This window comes from Rhodococcus sp. NPDC077669 (assembly GCF_040686915.1).
GTDB classification, from domain to species: Bacteria; Actinomycetota; Actinomycetes; order Mycobacteriales; family Mycobacteriaceae; genus Rhodococcoides; species Rhodococcoides fascians.
In genome coordinates, this window is the sequence record NZ_JBFBMD010000002.1 from 125,678 (window position 1) to 141,275 (window position 15,598).

Genomic DNA, 15,598 nt, shown 5'->3' on the forward strand with positions numbered 1-15,598 from the left:
TCAGGCGCTGGGTACGGTCGCGGTGAACTCGACGAGGGCGGCCGCAAGTGATTGCGGCACACGAGCTTCGACGCGCGTGCCGTCCGCCTCGTGCGTCGACTGCACTATTCGGCCATCGGTGTGGATCCTGGCGACCAGGTCGCCGCGGGTGTACGGGACGAGAACGTCGACCAACACATCGGGCTCGGACAGTATGTCGCCGAGGTGATCCCGCAGCGCATCGATGCCTTCACCGGTCTTGGCCGAGACGAATCGTGCGCCGTCGAGCAGGCCACGCAACTGCGTCAGCTGGACCGGATCTGCGGCGTCGATCTTGTTGACCACCAACAACTCCGGTGGCATCTTCGCGTCCTGCTCGCGGACCACCTCGGTGATCACTTCGCGTACTGCTTTGATTTGATCGATCGGTAGCGGATCGGAACCGTCGACCACGTGCAGCAACAGGTCGGCGTCGGTCACTTCCTCCAGTGTGGAGCGGAAGGCCTCGACCAGCTGGGTCGGCAAATGCCGGACGAATCCGACGGTATCGGTCAGCACGATCGCGCGGCCGTCTTCGAGCGTCGACTTCCGCGTCGTCGGATCGAGGGTTGCAAACAGCGCATTCTGAACCAGCACACCGGAACCGGTCAGCGCGTTCAACAGACTCGACTTGCCCGCATTGGTGTATCCGACGATCGCGATCGACGGCACCGTGCCACTGAGCCGCTGCTCGCGTTTGGTGTCGCGAGCCTGCTTCATGCCTTTGATCTCACGGCGGAGCTTGGCCATGCGCTCACGGATGCGTCGGCGATCGGTCTCGATCTTCGTCTCACCCGGTCCACGAAGACCCACGCCGCCGTTGCTACCGGCGCGTCCGCCGGCCTGACGCGACATGGATTCACCCCAGCCGCGGAGCCTGGGCAACATGTATTCCATCTGGGCGAAGGCGACCTGTGCCTTGCCTTCTCGTGACGTCGCGTGCTGCGCGAAGATGTCGAGGATCAGTGCGGTTCGATCGATGACCTTGACCTTGACGACCTTTTCCAGCGCATTGAGCTGGGCGGGCGTCAGTTCGCCGTCGCAGATCACAGTATCGGCCCCGGTCGCGAGCACGATGTCGCGCAGTTCCTTGGCTTTGCCCGAGCCGATGTAGGTTGCCGCGTCGGGTTTGTCCCGACGCTGCATCAGCGCCTCGAGTACTTCGGAGCCTGCAGTCTCGGCGAGCGCGGCCAGTTCGGTCATGCTGGATTCGGCCTGTGCCGCAGTACCGGTGGTCCATACTCCGACCAGTACGACGCGTTCGAGGCGCAACTGCCGGTACTCGACCTCGGTGACGTCGGCGAGCTCGGTCGACAGTCCGGCGACTCGTCGCAGCGCAGTCCGCTCCTCGAGTTGCATATCGCCCGAGGACGGGGAGTCATCGTCGAGGGGTGAGCGCGCCATCCGCCTCGACCATGCGTCGGACTCCTCGCGGGTCCATGCAGATGCGGTATCGGGTGAACCGTCGGCATCATGGTCGACCGGTTCGCCCGCAGGTGATGTTTCATGTGAGTTCGTCATACAACTCCCATGATCCACGAAAAGCCCAGCGTGTGCACGCGGGTTTCGCTCGGAGCCGGCGCGACGGTCAGGACTGCCCGGCGAACCAACGGTCGTCGACCTCTCCCCGGGCGAGCAGTACCGACGGTCCGCGCAGGGTTGCACCGACGTGGTCGATGGACACTCGGACCCGACCGCCGAGCACACCGACACTCACGTCTCCGGTCTCGAGCCCCTCGTAACTGAGCGCGGCAGCGGCGGCAGCGACGGTTCCGGTGCCACACGAGCGTGTCTCTCCGACGCCGCGTTCGAAGACGCGCATCTCGACTGCACCGTCGTCGAGCCGGGTCAGAATCTCGACGTTCGCACCGTGGGGAAAGAACTCGGAATCGAGAGTCGGCGGAGCCGTGAAGTCCAGCGCCCGCAACGCGGTGCGGTTCAGCGCGGGATCGACGCAGGCCAGATGCGGGTTCCCGACATCGACACCGATCCCCTCGTACGCTGCACCGGCCAGGGTCGTCGCGCTCGAACCCAGCAGGGTGACGTCGCCCATGGCCACGGTCACGTCGGCATCGGTCTCGTCGTACGAGTGCACCGTCACCGCACGTGCGCCTGCGCGAGAGCCGACCACGAACTGATCGCGCTGCTCGAGATCGTGGACTCGCAGGTAGTGCGCGAAGACTCGGACCCCGTTTCCGCACATCTCGGCGATGGTGCCGTCACCGTTGCGGTAGTCCATGAACCAGTCCTCGGCCTCGACACCGGCCGGGATTCGATCGAGCACACCCGCGTCCCGCAGCACCCCGGCGCGCGCGACACGCAGTACCCCGTCGGCGCCGATCCCCTGCCGTCGATCACACAGCACCGCGACCGCCGACCTGGTGAGTTCGAGCTCGGCACCGGGATCCGGCAGCACGACGAAATCGTTCTGCGTTCCGTGGCCCTTGGCGAATTCCATGTCGGCGAGTCTACGGGGACCGACCTAGCCGAGTTCGATCGCGGACAGCGCATCCGACCGCAGGGTGGGCGATGCGCCGTCGAGCCACCGCACTCGTTCGTCGCGGCGGAACCACGACCGCTGGCGACGCACATAGCGCCTGGTGCCGATGAACGTCCGCTCACGCGCATGGTCGACGTCGTACTCCCCGGCCAGCACATCGAGCGCCTGGGCGTATCCGATCGCCCGTGACGCCGTCACTCCGTCGCGCAGGCCGAGATCCAGCAACGCTTCGACCTCGTCGAGCAACCCGGAATCGAACATGCGCCGAGTACGCAGATCGATCCTCTCGTCCAACTCTGCGGTCTCACGGTCGACGCCGAGCACCACCGTGCCCCAGCGCGGTTCACCGATGACCGGGGCCGAGGCTGCGAAAGGCCGACCGGTCAATTCGACCACTTCCAAGGCCCGCACCATCCGCCGTCCGTCCGTGGGCAGGATCGACGCGGCAGCGTCCGGATCGACCTCCGTCAGAGCGCGGTGCATCGCGTCGACTCCGTCGCGTTCGAGCACCGCCTCCCACTTGGCCCGGACGACCGGGTCCGTGGCGGGAAAGGCCCATTCGTCGAGCAGTGATTGGACGTACATCATCGAACCGCCCACGATGATCGGCCGACGGCCACGGGATCGAATGTTCTCGACGTCGGCGACGGCAGCCGATTGGTAACGCGCCACCGTCGCGATATCGGTGACCTCGAGCACATCGAGCTGATGGTGCACGATGCCGCGGCGCTCCGGCACGGTCACTTTCGCGGTACCGATGTCCATCCCCCGGTATTGCTGCATCGCGTCGATGTTGACGATCTCCCCGCCCAGCTCCTCGGCCAGGTCCAGCGCCAGGTCCGATTTGCCCGCAGCGGTCGGTCCGATCACTGCCACCGGTGTCGTGGCCGAATCCTCGGCGGTCGCCCCGGTTTCGTCAGCCACGGGACCAGAGCCCGACGAAGTATCCGACACCGAACGGTGCGCCCCGATACAGCTCGGTCGTCGAGACGTCGTCGGTTCCCACGAGTGCGGCGAGCATCTGCACGGCCGGTCGGCCCCGAACACCGATCGCTGCGCAGAGGCCCTCGTCGAGCTCCGCGAGGGCGTCGACGTCGGCGGTGGCAAGAGCATCGTCGATGCGACGCTGCACGTCCGCGGCGCGCGAATCGAACGACCCCGGTGCCTTCGGGGTGAGGGTGTTCGCGCCGTCTGCCAGCACCAACACTCCCCACCTGTCGTCGGACGCGTCGAGTTCGCGGCGCAGTTCCATCCCGGTGTGCGAGCACCACCGTGCGCTCGCGTCCGCGGGTACCGTGCGGACCTCGATTGCCCTGTCGGCCGCCGCCGCACCGCGCAGCCAGCCGGCGAGGAGAACCGCCAGCGGCAACTCGGGGTCCGGCCCGGACCGTGCCGGCGAACCGGACAGCCGCACCTCCACATCGACGCCGTACCCACGCAGGGTGCCGACCGTCGTCTCGTCGTACCGCCCCTCGCCGTCGTCGACGCCGACCGCGAGCCACCGGTCGGCCACCGCGGACAGCTGCTCGACAGCAGACACAGCAGCGGCCCGAAGCTCGGTTGCCTCGGCTGCTGCCCGGCCCATCAGTTCGGGGACCAGTAACGGCGGAGAGGGCACCAGGGCCGCGGCACAGAACACACGTACCACGCTAGTCGGTGACGCGACTTGGCCGGACGAGTCCACCTCGAACCGTCTGAGCTGTTTCAATGGTCCGATCGGTCGTCACCGAGTTCAATGGTGTCCAGATCGCGATCGTAGGCAGCCGTGACGCGCGGCAGAGATGAGGAACAATGACCGACCCGAACGCCGGTACCCCCACCACCCCCGACGCCCCGTCGTCGGTTGCACCCGCCGATCATTCCGGTGGTGACGCGACCATTACACCTTCGACCGGAGGACCCAAGCCAGGTGGCGGCCCCAAGCCCGGCGGCGGACCGAAGCCCGGCGGACCGAGTTCTGCTTCTCCTCGTCCCGGCGCACCCCGCCCCGGTGGCTCCTCGGCAGCCAAGCCACACCCGACGGCCGCGCATGTGCCCACCGTGGTCGCGCCGGCGAGCGATCCGAGCAAGTACGGCCGGGTCGACGACGACGGCACCGCGTGGGTGAGCACCTCGGACGGCGAGCGTCAGGTCGGCTCCTGGCAAGCGGGCGACGCAGCGGAAGGCCTCGCGCATTTCGGGCGGCGCTACGACGATCTGGCCACCGAGGTCGGACTGCTCGAAGCCCGACTGACGTCGGGTACCGGTGATGCCAAGAAAACCAAGGCTGCGGCCTCGGCGCTGCTGGAGAGCCTTCCGACGGCTGCGGTGATCGGCGACCTCGATCTGCTGGCTCGCCGACTCCACGCCGTCGTCGAGCACTCCGACGCAGCAGCGGCGGTCGCCAAGCAGGAGAAAGAGCTCGAACGCGCCGAGCACACTGCCCGTAAGGAAGCCCTCGCCGCCGAAGCCGAGCAGATCGGCAGTGAATCGACGCAGTGGAAGCATGCCGGGGATCGGCTGCGCGAAATTCTGGACGAATGGAAGACGATCCGCGGGGTGGATCGAAAGATCGACGATGCGCTGTGGAAGCGGTACTCGAAGGCCAGGGAGAACTTCAACCGGCGTCGTGGTGCGCATTTCGCCGATCTCGATCGGGAGCGAGGAGCAGCCAAGACCCGCAAGGAAGAGCTGGTCGAGCGCGCAAAAGCGTTGTCCTCGTCCACCGATTGGGGTCCCACTGCAGCCGCATTCCGAGACCTGTTGGTGGAGTGGAAAGCGTCGGGCCGAGCTCCGCGGGACGCCGACGACGCATTGTGGAAGAACTTCAAGGCCGCCCAGGACGTGTTCTTCGCGGCACGCAACGCCGCGGCGTCGGAGCGCGACGCGGAATTCGAGGCCAACGCCGAGGCCAAGGAAGCGTTGTTGGCGAAGACACATATCGATCCGAGCAAGGACCTCGACGCTGCTCGTGCGGCGCTGCGTGATCTGCAGGACAAGTGGGACGCCATCGGCAAGGTTCCGCGCGAGAAGATGCAGGAACTCGAAGGCAAGCTCCGCGCGATCGAGAAGACCGTCCACGACGCCGTGGAGTCTCAGTGGCGTCGGTCCGACCCCGAGGCGGTTGCCCGCGCGGCTCAGTTCCGTGAGCGAGTGGCCCAGTTCGAGGATCAAGCGGCCAAGGCGACGGCGGCAGGCAAGACCAAGGACGCCGAACGGGCGCGTGCGCAGGCCCAGCAGTGGCGTGAATGGGCCGATGCCGCGGAAAGTGCCGTCGACGAGTTGTGACCTGCAGTGCGGGCGGCCACACGAACTCAGGGGTTCGAGTGGCCGTCCCACAGGCGTAGCTTCTGCTCGCCCGACGCCGCCGCGATACGGCGCTGTTCCTGAGCGGCGAGCTGAGAGTTGGTCTTGTTCCATACGGCTTTGAGCCAATGGAACGTCAGCACCATCACCGCGATCCACGCAATGACGAGACCGATGCCCGGTCCGCCGCCCTGCAGGTTGTCCGGCACGGTCTGCCGCGTCCAGATCGAGAGCATCCCGTACACCGACGACACCGCACACCCGGCGAGGGCGGCCCAGGCCAGCGCCCAGACGCGGGTGACCAGCGCGAGCACCGACATCACCACACCGAACGTCAGCACCAGCACGACGAAAACGCGCGACGGCAGGGCAATCGATTCCGCGACCGCTGCGTCGCTGCCCGTCAGCACGTCGAATCCGGTGGCCGATCCGGTGTGCGGCAACGCGAACGTGACCAACAGAACCAGCACAAGACCGGCCACCACCATGGCTCGCGCTCCCGGATCCAGCTCGGTCATCACCGCTCGCTCGGTTCGTCCGAGTTCCTCGGCGGTTCGCGAGGGTACGACGCGATCGGGTCCATCTGTGTCTGTCATACGGTGCATCCTGTCTGAACCGGAAGCGGTGCCGGGGCACCGATCGAGGGAAGTCCGAGACCGACCCCGATCGGGGCCGTCTTCGGCATGATGCCGCGTTCGTGGGCGTCGCCTGCCGCGGTCCGTCGGTGCGTCAGCACTCCGGCGTCGGCGATCAGGTGGTACGGGGCCGCGGCGGTGAGGGTCGTCGTGACGACGTCGCCCGGGCGAATGTCGCCCGCCCGCTCGGCGTCGACGGCGAAGTGCACCAGTCGGCCGTCCCTGGCGCGTCCGCTCATCCGATGAGTTGCGTTGTTCTTGCGCCCCTCACCGGTGGCGACGAGCAATTCGACCTCGGTGCCGATCAGGGCCTGATTCGCGGCCAGGACGATCTCCTCCTGCAACGCGATCAACCGCAGATACCGTTCCTGTACAACCTCTTTCGGTACCTGATCGGGCATGTCGGCCGCCGGGGTGCCCGGCCGCTTGGAGTACTGGAAGGTGTACGCGTTGGCGAACTTCGCACGCCGCACCACCTCGAGCGTCTGCTCGAAATCTTCTTCGGTCTCGCCGGGGAAACCGACGATGATGTCGGTGGTGATGGCCGCGTGCGGCATGGCCGCGCGAACCTTGTCGATGATGCCCATGAACTTCGTCTGTCGATAGGACCTGCGCATCGCCTTGAGGATTCGGTCCGAGCCGGACTGCAGCGGCATATGCAGAGTGGGACAGATGTTCGGGGTCGATGCCATCGCCTCGATGACGTCGTCGGTGAACTCGGCCGGATGCGGAGACGTGAACCGCACTCGCTCGAGTCCGTCGATGGATCCGCACGCGGTCAGCAGCGCGGCGAACGCCCCGCGGTCGCGAGGCAGATCGGGGTCGGCGAACGAGGCACCGTAGGCGTTGACGTTCTGCCCCAGCAGCGTCACCTCGAGCACGCCCTGGTCCACCAAAGCCTGTACCTCGGCGAGGATGTCGCCCGGCCTACGGTCGATCTCCTTGCCGCGCAGCGCCGGAACGATGCAGAACGTGCAGGTGTTGTTGCAGCCCACCGAAATCGATACCCAGCCGGCGTACGCGGACTCCCGCTTGGCCGGCAGGGTGGACGGGAAGGCGTCGAGAGACTCGAGTATCTCGACCTGAGCCTGCTCGTTGTGCCGGGCGCGCTCGAGCAGTACCGGCAGCGACCCGATGTTGTGCGTACCGAAGACCACGTCCACCCACGGAGCCTTGTCCACGACGGTGTTGCGGTCCTTCTGCGCCAGGCAACCGCCGACGGCAATCTGCATGTTGGGGTTTCGCGTCTTCGCGGGCCGGAGCATGCCGAGGTTCCCGTACAGCTTGTTGTCCGCGTTCTCGCGTACAGCGCACGTGTTGAACACGACGAGATCTGCGTCGGTACCGGCGTCGGCGGGCACGTAACCGGCCTCTTCGAGCAGCCCGGACAGGCGTTCGGAATCATGAACGTTCATCTGGCAGCCGTGTGTGCGCACCTCGTAGCTGCGGGCACCTGCCGCCGATGGGGCACTGGCCGTCTCGGGGTCGACGCTCCCGCGATCGGTCACGTCCACGGTCGAAAAAACACTCGTTTGCACCTCTTCAGGGTACGTCCATCGCACGGGCGGACACGCCGGGGTCACGGGGCCCTCCGCGGACTATGCAGGCGCTATGCGTGCCGACAGTAAAGTTTCCATTACATAATCGAAGACTGCGGGCGAAAACGCCGGTCGGCGAGGAAACTACGCATAGGGTTTCCACCTATGACGCACGCCACCGACGCCCCGGCAGCGACACCACCGCCGGGCGCCCCTTCGATGATCTCGCTCAAATCCGTCGACAAGCACTTCGGTGATCTGCACGTACTCAAGGACATCAATCTCGAAGTGCCGGCCGGCCAGGTCGTCATCGTCGTGGGTCCGTCCGGATCCGGCAAGTCGACGCTGTGCCGGACGATCAACCGGTTGGAGCCGATCGATTCCGGTGCCATCGAGGTCGACGGGGATCTACTCCCCGCCGAGGGCAAGGCCCTCGCTGCACTGCGTGCGGATGTCGGCATGGTGTTCCAGTCGTTCAACCTCTTCGCACACAAGACCATTCTGCAGAACGTCATGCTGGCACCGATGAAGGTGAGAAAGCTCAAGAAGGACGAGGCCGAGAAGAGCGCACTGGCTCTGCTCGAACGCGTCGGCATCGCCAACCAGGCAGACAAGTACCCGGCTCAGCTGTCGGGTGGTCAGCAACAGCGCGTGGCCATCGCCCGCTCACTCGCCATGAACCCCAAAGTGATGCTCTTCGACGAGCCCACCTCGGCCCTGGATCCGGAGATGGTCAACGAGGTACTCGACGTCATGACCTCGCTGGCCAAGGAGGGCATGACAATGCTCGTCGTCACCCACGAAATGGGCTTCGCCCGCAAGGCAGGCGACCGAGTCATCTTCATGGCCGACGGTGCCGTCGTCGAGGACACCGATCCCGAAACCTTCTTCAAGTCCCCGAAGTCCGAACGCGCCAAGGACTTCCTCGGCAAGATCCTCGGTCACTGATCAGATTCACCGCTCGCCCCATTACGTACGACCTATCCGAAGGACATTCACTGTGAGAATCACCCGACCGTTTCGCCTCGGTGTCGCCATCGCCGCTCTGTCCATCGTCGCCACCGCCTGTGGCGGCGGCGAAGAAGCGCGCACCATCTCGAGCAGCGCCGAGAACGGCAGCCTCATCGTCGGCATCAAGTTCGACCAGCCGGGCCTCGGCCTCCGCAATCCGGACGGCTCGTTCAGCGGCTTCGACGTCGAGGTGGCCAAGTACGTCGCAGGCAAGCTCGGTGTCGACGAGGCGAACATCGAATTCAAGGAATCCCCGTCCGCGCAGCGCGAGACGCTGATCCAGAACGGTGAGGTCGACTACATCGTCGCCACCTACTCCATCACCGACACCCGCAAGGAGAAGGTCGGCTTCGCCGGACCGTACTTCGTGGCAGGTCAGTCGCTCCTGGTGAAGCAGGACAACGCCGACATCACCGGTGCCGATTCACTCGAGGGCAAGAAACTGTGCTCGGTCACCGGTTCCACCCCGGCACAGAACATCGCCGACGAGTACCCGGGAGTCCAGCTTCAGCCGTACGACACCTACTCCGCCTGCGTCGAAGCACTGCGCAACGGCACCGTGGACGCCGTCACCACCGATGACATCATCCTTGCCGGTTACGCCGCTCAGTCCCCCGGTCAGTTCAAGGTGGTCGGTGAGCCCTTCACCACGGAGAACTACGGCATCGGCCTGAACAAGGACGACACCGACGGACGCAACAAGATCAACGACGCCATCGAAGAGATGGTGACCAGCGGTGCCTGGGAGCAGGCGTTCAACGACACCGTCGGCGCGTCGGGCTACCCGCTGCCGAGCCCGCCCACCGTCGACCGCTACTGATCGACTGCTACTGATCGACCACGCCGTCGTGTCCCGCTCGTCGCGGGCGGGACACGACGGCTCGATCTCGCCGAGCCGTGAGGATCAACAAGCACCGTGAACCTATTGAGCAAGTACGGCGATCAACTGATCGACGCGTTCCTCTCGACCATCTACCTGACGTTGGCATCCCTCGTCGGTGCGTTGGTCATCGGAACGATCATCGCCGCGATGCGCGTATCACCCATTCCGATTGCGCGCGGAATTGCGGCGACGTACGTCACCATCTTTCGTAACACCCCCTTGACCCTGATCATTCTGTTCACCTCGTTCGGGCTGTATCAGACAATGGGCGTTTCTCTGGCGTCGGAGTCCTCACCGACGTCACTCGACGACAACAACTTTCGATTGGCAATCCTCGGGCTGAGCATCTACACCGCGTCGTTCGTGGCCGAGTCACTGCGATCGGGCATCAACACCGTCCCGGTGGGGCAGGCCGAAGCGGGCCGCTCGCTGGGAATGACGTTCACCCAGAACATCTCGATCGTCGTTCTTCCTCAGGCGTTCCGCGCGGTGGTCGGCCCGCTGGGAAGCGTCGTGATCGCGTTGACGAAGAACACGACCATCGCATCGGTCATCGGCGTCGCCGAGGCGTCGTTCCTGATGAAGAACATGATCGAGAACGAGGCCGCGATCTTCGTCGTCGGCGGAATCTTCGCGCTCGGCTTCATGATCTTGACGCTCCCGACCGGGTTGCTGTTCGGCTACATCAGCAAGCGATTGGCGGTGTCATGATGAGTGATGCAGTAGCAGTTCTGTACGACGTTCCCGGACCCAAAGCGGTACTGCGATACCGCATTCTGACTGTCGTCGTAGCGGTGATCTCGCTCGGAATCGCATTTCTGATCTACCGCGCCCTCGACTCGAAGGGGCAGCTCACTGCCGAGAAGTGGGACCCGTTCCTCGAATCGACAACGTGGACCACGTACCTGTTGCCCGGTATTCAGGGAACTCTGGTCGCGGCGGCATTGTCGATCGTGTTCGCCCTGATTCTCGGTGCCGTCCTCGGCATCGGCCGCCTCTCGGATCACCGCGCTGTACGGATCGTCAGCGGTGCGATCGTCGAATTGTTCCGTGCAGTTCCCGTGCTGATCCTGATGATCTTCCTGTACGCGGTGTACGCCGATTACGAGGTCTTCAAGGTCAAGTACCTGGCGTTGGCCGCGGTGGTCACCGGCCTCACTCTGTACAACGGATCGGTGATCGCCGAGATCGTACGTGCCGGAGTGAATTCACTGCCGAAGGGTCAGCGCGAAGCCGCCTCGGCGCTGGGCATGCGCAAGAGCCAGGTCATGACCCTGGTACTGCTCCCCCAGGCCGTGACCGCGATGCTGCCCGCCATCATCTCGCAGATGGTGGTGGCACTGAAGGACTCGGCGCTGGGATACATCATCGGGTACGTCGAAGTAGTCCGTTCCGGTCAGCAGGTCGGCGCGTTCTACAGCAACTACCTCCCGTCGCTGATCATCGTCGCCGTCATCATGATCATCATCAACTCGGCGTTGACGAAACTGGCGACCGTGGTCGAGCGGCGTCTGCGATCGCGAAAGCGTAAGGGCGGCACCGCCGCTGTCGTGCCTGCGCTCGACGGCGGTCAAGCGGCCTGAGCTCCGCACCGTTCGGCTGCACAGCAGTATGGCCCGCAACACCGATGGTGTTGCGGGCCATACTGTTTCTCGACTACCTGGACTCGATGTGGACGATCACATCGAATCTGGGCCGTCGAAGTCTTCGGTGTCGGCTCCCACGCGATCGAGTTGTTCCTTGACCACGGCGAATGCCATTCCCTGCGAGTAGCCGCGGCGGGCCAGCATCCCGACCAACTTGCGCACCACTTTGTCGCGTTCGACTCGTGCGTCGGGCCCGTTCGGATCCGGCAGATGCAGCGTTCGGAATCGTTTGCGCACCAACTCCGCAGCACGCTGACGCTCGTCTTCGGCATCGATCAGATCCAGGGCGTTCACGGCCAACTCGTTGCTGACGCCTTTGTTCCGCAGCTCCATGCTCAGAGCGCGTTTGCCCTTGCCGGAGTACTTGTGCCGAGATTGAACCCACTGCTCCGCAAACGACTCGTCGTCGACGAGTTTCGCCTTCTCGAGTCGGTCGAGCACTGCGGTGGAGACCTCGTCGGTGAAACCCTTCTTGGCCAAGCTGGCTTCGAGTTCGTGTCTGCTGCGGGCCCGGTCGGTCAGCAGCCGAAGGCAGACGTCTTTCGCCTGCGCTTCGGTGCCGCCGCCGTTGTCTCGCTGCTGCACAGCGAACCCAGGTTAGAAGTCGACCGGAGCAGCTGCGGGCTCCTCTGCGGTGACGTCCGCACCGATCTGCAGCTTCTCCATAATCTTCTTCTCGATTTCGTCACGCACATCGGGATTCTCGAGCATGAACTTACGGGCGTTCTCCTTGCCCTGTCCGAGCTGATCGCCTTCGTAGGTGAACCACGAGCCCGACTTGCGGATGAACCCGTGCTCGACACCCATGTCGATCAACGAGCCTTCACGGCTGATGCCCTTGCCGTAGATGATGTCGAATTCGGCCTGCTTGAAAGGCGGCGCGACCTTGTTCTTGACGACCTTGACACGGGTGCGGTTACCGATGGCCTCGGTTCCGTCCTTCAGCGTCTCGATCCGACGGATGTCCAGACGTACCGAGGCATAGAACTTCAATGCCTTACCACCGGTGGTGGTTTCGGGGGAACCGAACATGACGCCGATCTTTTCGCGCAACTGGTTGATGAAGATCACGGTGGTACCGGAGTTGCTCATGGCACCGGTGATCTTGCGCAGCGCCTGGCTCATCAGACGAGCCTGCAGACCCACGTGACTGTCACCCATCTCGCCTTCGATCTCGGCGCGCGGTACCAGTGCGGCCACCGAGTCGACGACGAGGATGTCGAGGGCACCGGAGCGAATCAACATGTCGGCGATTTCCAGGGCCTGCTCACCGGTGTCGGGCTGCGAGACCAACAGTGCGTCGGTGTCGACACCGAGCTTCTTCGCGTAGTCGGGATCGAGCGCGTGCTCGGCATCGATGAACGCGGCGATTCCGCCGGCACGCTGAGCGCTGGCCACCGCGTGCAATGCGACGGTGGTCTTACCCGAGGACTCAGGACCGTAGACCTCGATGACTCGGCCGCGGGGCAGACCTCCGATGCCGAGTGCCACGTCGAGCGCGATCGATCCCGTGGGGATGACGGCGATGGGCTGACGGACCTCGTCGCCGAGGCGCATCACCGAGCCCTTACCGAAATTCTTGTCGATCTGCGCGAGTGCGAGATCGAGCGCTTTGTCGCGGTCGTATGCAGCCATCGTGAGCTCCCTGTGTCGTTTCGTTCAGCTGTGTCTGTCGATCAGCTTGTTGGCGGTAACGCTAGAACGGGGTACCGACAAGAAGTTCTTCGAGACCGGCCAGCAACCGTTGACATCAGCATAGGCGAACACGTGTTCGAGTCAACTACCACGGCTTTCGACACGCCGAGCGACTCGAGCCGATGCGGTGGAGCTACCAACGTTCCTTGGGCACATCGAACTCGTAACAGATCGACCGCCATACTTCCCGCGGGTCGACACCGTCTTCGATGGCCTGCGCGCCCGTCCGTCCGATACCGGACAGCACATGATCGGCGAGCAGGGAATTGCCTCGAACGGAGCCGAACTCCTCGGTGAGCAGTTCACGAAATTCGGTCAGACGCACATCGATCAGCCTAACGCCCGCCCTCGGCGTCGCTACCGGCGAGCACCTCGCGGCAGACCGAGACAGGATCCTCGACGTGATGCGCGCCTGCAGCCGCCGAGGTCGCTGCCGCCGCATGACGAGGGTCGGACAGCACGGCGGACACGGCGTCGGCAATTGCACCCGCGGTGGCGGGACGCACCAGTACGGCACTCCCCTGCCGAGCGGCCCGGTTCGCCAGCTCCCATTGATCGCCGCCGCCCGGCACGGTGACCACTGGAACTCCGTGGATGAGCGCCTTGGCCAACATGCCGTGACCACCTCCGCACACCACGACATCGGCGCGGCGCAGCAATTCGTCCTGGCGACCGAGTCCGGCATTCGCCCATTCCGGCACGTCGTCGGGCCCCCCGTCGAGCACCGAGGCCACTACCCGGACGCCTGTGCCGTCCAATCCCTTCAGAGCCATCTCCAACATTCCCTCGGCCCCGGTGAACGCCGTCGACGGGGCCACCATCACCAGCGGCGTATCGCCGGCGGGGACGTCGAGCAATTCGTCGGTGGGCTCCCACAGCAGTGGGCCCACCACATGGGCATCCCCCGGCCAGTCGGGCCGCGGCACTTCGAGTGCGGGAATGGTGGCGATGAGCCGAGCAGCCGGCCCGGGATCGCGTGCGGGTAGTCCGATGCTCACTCGGGCGTCGGCGCGCTGTTGCTGCCCGCGGGCGATAGAGCGCGCCGTCAACGCGCGCATCACCGTATCGCGAAGACGACCCCGAACACCGCGTCCGGGCGCGAGCCCACTTCCGATGGGCGGCAACCCCTTCGATGGCGAATACAGCGGGTGGGGCGAGAGCTCGACCCAGGGAATTCCCAATCGCTCGGCAGCCATTCCGCCTCCGGCCGTAAGAATATCGGAGACCACCAGATCGACGTTCTCGCGCTCGAGGTCCGGCAACAGTTCTGTCGCGACAAAGGCTGCGCGCGAATGAATTCGCTGCCCGGCATCGAGATCGTCGTCCTCCGGTCGCGGCAGCAGGCCACCCAGTGGGAGCGTGCGAAGACCGGCCGCTCTGGCGTCGCCGACCCACCGGCTTCCGGTGAACAGGACCGGATCGTCACCCGCCCGCTCGAACAACAGCGACAAGGCGATAGCGGGAAACGCATGTCCTGGGTCCGGGCCGGCCACCACTGCTACTCGCACGCGCTCAGCGTGCCACATCGCCGCGCTGGACGATCACCGATCGTGCCGGGCAGCGGCACCGACGGTCAGGCTTTGTCGGGACGAAGGTAGGCGTCGACGGCGTCCGCCATCTGGCGTACCACCTCGCCACCCGGAACCCGTTCGGACACCATCTCGGCGGACTGGACGGCGGACTGGACCATGAGCAGGACGAGCGTCGCCAGGGTATTCGGATCCCCGTCGCGGATCGACGAATCACGTTGTCCCGCTTCGACAAGACGCGCAACTGCATCGATGATCAACGATTGGCTGGTACCGAGGCGGTGCAGAATGTAGGTCGCGAGCACGTCCGAGTCCGACCGCAGAATCTTGACGAACAGCGGATGCTGCCTTATTCGATCTCCCGCCTGAACCACAGCAACGACGATCTGCTCGCGTCCGGACGCGGTGGCGTCGAAGTCGGGAATCAGGGCAGCGATCTCACGGGTGAGCAGGCTCGACACCACTGCTCGGGTATCGGCCCACCGCCGGTACACCGTGGGCCTGCTGACTTTGGCGCGTCGTGCGATCTCGGCGAGGGTCGTACGCTTGACTCCTCGTTCGAGGATGCACGATCGTGCGGCGTCGAGAACGGTGTCCTCCACCGACTTCTCGGGTGCTGCCTCCGGGGAGGACTCGACCGAGGCGGGAGTCGACACCTGCTGCTCGATCACAGATCACCCTTCGCACAACGGTCGGAAGTAAAGTACTTCACTCGGAAACATTTCGTGTCGTTACTATACCTCACAGTAACAGCGACACCGTGTTGCACAGTGACCGTCGGCCCGTCCGTCCGTATTCTTCGGTGCCATTGTCGGGTGCCGATCACGCCGCCGACCTGCGCAGGAAACCTCGACCCTG

At 64.9% G+C, this 15,598-nt stretch carries 16 protein-coding genes; 5 read left to right on the top strand and 11 right to left on the bottom strand.

Annotated features, from left to right (window positions below; translation table 11 throughout):
* The 4 genes from hflX to AB0P23_RS03110 all read right to left on the bottom strand — a co-directional run bounded on the left by hflX (position 1) and on the right by AB0P23_RS03110 (position 4,157).
* Positions 1–1,422, bottom strand: a complete 1,422-nt coding sequence (hflX, locus tag AB0P23_RS03095) for a GTPase HflX (RefSeq protein WP_051365137.1) — start codon at positions 1,420–1,422, stop codon at positions 1–3.
* Between the two features lie 184 nt (positions 1,423–1,606).
* On the bottom strand, positions 1,607–2,476 hold the full coding sequence (gene dapF / locus AB0P23_RS03100) for a diaminopimelate epimerase (RefSeq protein WP_363796781.1): 870 nt from the start codon (positions 2,474–2,476) through the stop codon (positions 1,607–1,609).
* 24 nt (positions 2,477–2,500) lie between these two features.
* Complete coding sequence (miaA, locus tag AB0P23_RS03105; RefSeq protein WP_363796783.1) at positions 2,501–3,442, bottom strand: tRNA (adenosine(37)-N6)-dimethylallyltransferase MiaA; 942 nt, start codon at positions 3,440–3,442, stop codon at positions 2,501–2,503.
* Positions 3,435–4,157, bottom strand: coding sequence for a class III extradiol dioxygenase subunit B-like domain-containing protein (locus AB0P23_RS03110; protein ID WP_363796785.1), 723 nt, complete (start codon positions 4,155–4,157; stop codon positions 3,435–3,437). Before AB0P23_RS03110 ends, miaA begins: the two co-directional genes overlap by 8 nt.
* Positions 4,158–4,309: 152 nt before the next feature.
* Here AB0P23_RS03110 and AB0P23_RS03115 point away from each other — a divergent pair, with 152 nt between their 5' ends.
* A complete protein-coding gene (locus tag AB0P23_RS03115; protein ID WP_230595122.1) occupies positions 4,310–5,785 on the top strand; it encodes a DUF349 domain-containing protein in 1,476 nt (491 codons plus the stop codon).
* A gap of 26 nt (positions 5,786–5,811) precedes the next feature.
* Here AB0P23_RS03115 and AB0P23_RS03120 read toward each other — a convergent pair whose 3' ends face one another.
* Both AB0P23_RS03120 and miaB read right to left on the bottom strand, forming a co-directional pair.
* Entirely contained in the window at positions 5,812–6,399 is a 588-nt protein-coding gene (locus AB0P23_RS03120; RefSeq protein ID WP_032366619.1) for a hypothetical protein, read from the bottom strand.
* Positions 6,396–7,946 carry a tRNA (N6-isopentenyl adenosine(37)-C2)-methylthiotransferase MiaB gene (gene miaB, locus AB0P23_RS03125; RefSeq protein WP_080736464.1) on the bottom strand — a complete coding sequence of 517 codons (1,551 nt, stop codon included), beginning with the start codon at positions 7,944–7,946 and terminating at the stop codon, positions 6,396–6,398. The genes AB0P23_RS03120 and miaB overlap by 4 nt, the downstream gene beginning before the upstream one ends.
* A gap of 249 nt (positions 7,947–8,195) precedes the next feature.
* On the opposite strand from miaB, the gene AB0P23_RS03130 reads away from it, so the two are divergent.
* The 4 genes from AB0P23_RS03130 to AB0P23_RS03145 all read left to right on the top strand — a co-directional run bounded on the left by AB0P23_RS03130 (position 8,196) and on the right by AB0P23_RS03145 (position 11,453).
* Positions 8,196–8,924 (top strand): amino acid ABC transporter ATP-binding protein, encoded by a 729-nt coding sequence (locus tag AB0P23_RS03130; protein ID WP_174557262.1) that lies wholly within the window; start codon positions 8,196–8,198, stop codon positions 8,922–8,924.
* Between the two features lie 52 nt (positions 8,925–8,976).
* Positions 8,977–9,807: a glutamate ABC transporter substrate-binding protein gene (locus AB0P23_RS03135; protein ID WP_283541476.1), complete on the top strand. Its 831-nt coding sequence runs from the start codon at positions 8,977–8,979 to the stop codon at positions 9,805–9,807.
* 96 nt (positions 9,808–9,903) lie between these two features.
* Positions 9,904–10,581: an amino acid ABC transporter permease gene (locus tag AB0P23_RS03140; protein ID WP_027496837.1), complete on the top strand. Its 678-nt coding sequence runs from the start codon at positions 9,904–9,906 to the stop codon at positions 10,579–10,581.
* On the top strand, positions 10,581–11,453 hold the full coding sequence (locus tag AB0P23_RS03145; protein WP_027496836.1) for an amino acid ABC transporter permease: 873 nt from the start codon (positions 10,581–10,583) through the stop codon (positions 11,451–11,453). The genes AB0P23_RS03140 and AB0P23_RS03145 overlap by 1 nt, the downstream gene beginning before the upstream one ends.
* A gap of 96 nt (positions 11,454–11,549) precedes the next feature.
* On the opposite strand, the gene AB0P23_RS03150 is transcribed toward AB0P23_RS03145, so the two are convergent.
* The 5 genes from AB0P23_RS03150 to AB0P23_RS03170 form a co-directional block, all read right to left on the bottom strand.
* Positions 11,550–12,101: a regulatory protein RecX gene (locus AB0P23_RS03150; protein WP_032372568.1), complete on the bottom strand. Its 552-nt coding sequence runs from the start codon at positions 12,099–12,101 to the stop codon at positions 11,550–11,552.
* A gap of 12 nt (positions 12,102–12,113) precedes the next feature.
* Positions 12,114–13,151, bottom strand: coding sequence for a recombinase RecA (recA, locus tag AB0P23_RS03155; RefSeq protein WP_027496834.1), 1,038 nt, complete (start codon positions 13,149–13,151; stop codon positions 12,114–12,116).
* 193 nt (positions 13,152–13,344) lie between these two features.
* Complete coding sequence (locus AB0P23_RS03160) at positions 13,345–13,536, bottom strand: DUF3046 domain-containing protein (protein WP_027496833.1); 192 nt, start codon at positions 13,534–13,536, stop codon at positions 13,345–13,347.
* A 10-nt stretch (positions 13,537–13,546) separates the two neighbouring features.
* Entirely contained in the window at positions 13,547–14,719 is a 1,173-nt protein-coding gene (locus tag AB0P23_RS03165) for a nucleotide disphospho-sugar-binding domain-containing protein (protein ID WP_032366617.1), read from the bottom strand.
* Between the two features lie 65 nt (positions 14,720–14,784).
* Entirely contained in the window at positions 14,785–15,411 is a 627-nt protein-coding gene (locus AB0P23_RS03170; RefSeq protein WP_228139207.1) for a TetR/AcrR family transcriptional regulator, read from the bottom strand.
* Positions 15,412–15,598 lie beyond the last annotated feature (187 nt).